4 protein-coding genes are annotated in these 4,162 nt (G+C 72.3%); all 4 read left to right on the plus strand.

What is annotated here, in order from left to right; genetic code table 11:
• Positions 1 to 194 precede the first annotated feature (194 nt).
• Entirely contained in the window at positions 195 to 635 is a 441-nt protein-coding gene (locus RWM17_RS12800) for a flagellar hook assembly protein FlgD (RefSeq protein ID WP_123547645.1), read from the plus strand.
• A 183-nt stretch (positions 636 to 818) separates the two neighbouring features.
• Positions 819 to 1,991, plus strand: a complete 1,173-nt coding sequence (locus tag RWM17_RS12805) for a flagellar hook protein FlgE (RefSeq protein ID WP_123547646.1) — start codon at positions 819 to 821, stop codon at positions 1,989 to 1,991.
• Between the two features lie 430 nt (positions 1,992 to 2,421).
• Positions 2,422 to 3,717, plus strand: coding sequence for a mannosyltransferase family protein (locus RWM17_RS12810; RefSeq protein WP_314104236.1), 1,296 nt, complete (start codon positions 2,422 to 2,424; stop codon positions 3,715 to 3,717).
• 128 nt (positions 3,718 to 3,845) lie between these two features.
• The coding region (locus RWM17_RS12815; RefSeq protein WP_314104238.1) for a hypothetical protein at positions 3,846 to 4,162 on the plus strand (317 nt) is incomplete at its 3' end.

Below are 4,162 nucleotides of genomic sequence, written 5' to 3' on the forward strand. Positions count from 1 at the left end.
TGGGCTCGGAGATGTGTAACAGCGACACGGCTGCGGGGCTCCTCCTCGCCGCCGACCGTCTCGATCGACGTGCTGGCCTAGCGCCCGCACCGCCCGCCGCCGCCGCCAGCACCGCCGCCCACGGCCCGCACCGCCGCACAGCACGACCCTCCACAGCTCGCCCCCGTTCCGCCCTCCACAGGAAGACACAGCAGATGCCCTCGATCGACCAGATCTCCGGAACCGTCGACCCGACCGTCATGGCCGCGGCCCAGCAGTCGTCCTCGGCGCGCACGACGAAGACCGCCATGGACGGCGAGATGTTCATGAACCTGCTGGTCACGCAGCTGAAGAACCAGGACCCGTCGTCGCCGATGGACACCAACGCGATGATGGCGCAGACCACGCAGCTCGCGATGATGGAGCAGATCACCAACCAGACGACGACCGCGAACGAGGGCTTCTCGCTGCAGATGCGCACCTCGGCGTCCGCCCTGGTCGGCCGCGAGGTCAGCTACACGGGCCCCGACGGCAAGGCCGTCACCGGCACCGCGACCAGCGTCTCGTTCGCCGAGTCCGTGCCCAAGGTCACCGTCGGCGGGAAGGAGGTCGCGTTGGATCTCATCTCCGGCATCACCGCGACGCCGAAGGCCTAGCGACCCGTTCCCTCGCGGCGCCGCCGCCCTCGCGGCCCAGCCGCACGGCACCCCCGCACGGCCCAGCCGCACGGCACGGCCGCACAGCACCCCCGCACTTCTCAGCACCGCCCCGGACGCAGGACGCGACCGGTCTCTCCGCGCAGGACGCGCCTCCTCAGCTCCGTCCGAAAGGCAGCTCCCATGCTCCGCTCCCTCTACTCCGGCATCTCCGGCCTCCGGTCGCACCAGACCATGCTCGACGTCACCGGCAACAACATCGCCAACGTCAACACCGCCGGCTTCAAGTCGTCGACCACGCAGTTCCAGGACACCCTGTCGCAGATGACCCAGGGCGCCGGAGGCCCGCAGACCGGCATCGGCGGCACGAACCCCGCGCAGGTCGGCCTCGGCGTGCAGGTCGCCGGCATCTCGACGAACTTCGCGCAGGGCTCGGCCCAGGCGACCGGCAAGGCGACCGACCTGATGATCTCGGGCGACGGCTTCTTCGTCACGCGCCTCGGCAACGACACCGTCTACACGCGGGCCGGCGCCTTCGACTTCGACGCCGACGGCCGTCTCGTCTCGGCCGACGGCAAGATCGTGCAGGGCTACTCGGCCACGAACGGCGTCGTGAACGACGGAGGCGCGGTGGGCGACATCATGCTGCCCCTGAACGGCGCGGCGCCGGCCACCGCCACGACCGGTGCGAACGTCGCCGGCAACCTGCCGTCCGAGACCGCGGTCGGCGAGACCCTGACGCGCGACTCGAAGGTCTACGACGCGTTCGGCAACGAGCGCACCCTGACCCTCTCGTTCAAGCGCACCGACATCGGCTGGGACGTCACCGGCGTCGACGGCACCGGCACGCCGAGCACCACACAGCTCAGCTTCACCGACGGCGTGCAGAACGGCGCCGCGTCGCTGACCGTCGGGAACATCGCCGTCGACCTCTCGAAGATCACGGGCTTCGCGGCCCTGAACACGGTCGCCGTCACCGACCAGAACGGTCGTGAGGCCGGCACGCTCAAGGGCTTCAGCCTCTCGAAGGACGGCACGCTCGTCGGGCAGTTCAGCAACGGCGAGTCGCTCGCCGTCGGCCGCATCGCGCTGGCGACCTTCGCCAACCCGGGCGGCCTCGAGAAGTCGGGCTCGTCGGGCTACCGCGCCACGGCGAACTCGGGCAACGCGGCGCTCGGCGTCCCCGGCTCGCCCGGAGTCGGCTCGCTCTCGAGCGGCACGCTCGAGATGAGCAACGTCGACCTCTCGCAGGAGTTCACGAACCTGATCGTCGCCCAGCGCGGCTTCCAGGCCAACGCCCGCATCATCACCACCTCGGACGAGGTGCTCCAGGAGCTCACGAACCTGAAGCGCTAGCCGCTCGCTCGCTGCTGCACCCGCAGCGCAGGAGGCGCGGGCCCGGTCCTCGAGACCGGCCCGCGCCTTCTGCGCTCTGCCTGCTCTCGCCGGCCCCTGTGCTCTCGCCTTGCACCCCGGAGTGGACCATGCACCCGTCGTTCCGGGGTGCATCGTCCACTTCGGGGTGCGGCAGCCCCGCCCTGCGCGCGGGCACCTCGCCGCGGCACGCACGCACCCCTCCCTGCGCAGTGGCCACCTGAAGCCGGCGGGTTCCTGTCTCCCTCGGCGGGCGGGCGCGGACCCGCCACCGGCGACACGAACCCGCCGCGCCCCACATGAACCCGCCGCCGCGAGACGAACCCGCCGGCTCAGCACCCAACGCCGCACGGAGCAGAGGCGCGGGGTACGGCGGCCTGCCCTCCCAGCGCCTGCCGGGTAGACAAGATCGATGACGACGGGGACGGAGGCGCGGCGCAGCACGCGCCCGGAGCCGTCCGCCCCGCGGGCCGGCACCCTCCGTCTGCCCCGCCCGGGCCTCGCGACGACGCTGGTCCTCCTCGGCGTCTACGCCGCCTCGCGTCTCGTCACGACGCTGTTCCTCGCCGTCGTGCACGCCCTCACGGCGACCGCGACCTGGGCGCAGCACGACGGAGGCCCGGGCTTCGCGGGCTACCTCTCGTCGTGGGACGCCGTGTTCTACCGCGAGATCTCCGAGCAGGGCTACCCCGTCGAGCTGCCGCGGGACGACGACGGCCAGGTCGTCAAGAACGCGTGGGCGTTCATGCCGCTCTTCCCCGCGCTGGTGAGGGTCGTGCGGCCGGTGGTCGGCGGCGACTGGCTGATCGCGGCGATCGTCGTGGCGGTGCTGGCGGGGGCCGGGGCGACGCTGGTGCTCCACCGGCTGATGCTGACGCGGTTCGGTGCCCGCGCCTCCTTCTGGGGTGCGGTCTTCTTCTGCGTCGCGCCGATGTCGTTCGTGCTGCAGGTGCCCTACGCGGAGTCGCTGTTCCTGCTGCTGATGTTCGGCGCGCTGCTCGCGATGACGCTGCGGCGCTGGGCCTGGTTCACGGTGCTCGGCGTGCTCGCCTCGGTCGCTCACCCCGGCAGCCTCGCCCTCTCGGCGGCGCTCGGGCTGACCTGGCTGGTGCGGCTCATCCGTGCTCGCCGTGCCACACGGCGTGACGAGCACGAGCACGAGCACGACCGCGACCGCACGCCCCTCGCCGAGCACGACCGCGACCGCACGCCCCTCGCCGAGCACGTCCGCATCTGGGCGGCCGGCCTGGTCGTCACCGCGGCGGGCTTCGCGTGGCCGGTCGTCGTGGCCGCGGTCACGGGCGAGCGCGACGGCTACTTCGCGACGGAGTCGTCGTGGTGGCGTGACTACATCGGCTCGGACGGCTTCGTCCCCTTCACGCCGTGGTTCCGCTTCGGCGACGCGATGGCCGGCTGGCTCGGGGTGGTGGCCGTGGTGCTGCTGCTCGCGGTCGTGGTGCTCGGGCTGGTGCGTCGCTCGCAGCGTCTCGGCCTCGAGCTGCAGACGTACACGATCGGGTACGTCGCTTACCTCGTCGCGGTGTTCCTGCCGCAGCAGTCGAGCTTCCGCATGCTGATGCCGCTCGCGCCGCTGCTGGGCGACCCGCAGCTGTCGGCCACGAGGAGGCGCGTGGTCGTCACGATCGTCGCCAGCCTCCTGCTCCAGGTCGTCGCGATCGTGCTGCTCTGGACGGCATGGCCCCCGTAGATGTCGCCCGTGGGACGGAGGCGTCCACGGCACGTCGCCCGTAGCGTCGTCGAAGGGCCTGCGTCGACCCCGTCGACCCCGTCGACCCCGTCGGCCGGGCCCGTCACGAACAGGACAGGAGCCCCACCATGACCCTCGTCACCACCAGCGTCCGCGGCGTCGCGGCAGTCCTCCGCAGTCTCGTCACGGTCGTCGGCGCCGTGCTGGCAGGCGCGGCCGTCATGGTCGTGGTCCTGCTCGCGGCCGTGGCCGTCACCCTCACGACGGGCACGGCCGTCCACCTGCCGGGTGTCCTGCAGACGTGGCCGAGCACCGAGAACGGCGCGCCGGCGGTGCTGTTCGAGCCTGACGGCACAGGGGCGGCCGTGGCCGTCCTCGTCGTCGCGGCCGTCCTGATCGCGGTCGGGCAGCTCTGGACCCGGCGAGCACGCGCCCGCGCCTCCTG

The sequence above is a fragment of the uncultured Frigoribacterium sp. genome, from assembly GCF_963515265.1.
GTDB lineage: Bacteria > Actinomycetota > Actinomycetes > Actinomycetales > Microbacteriaceae > Frigoribacterium.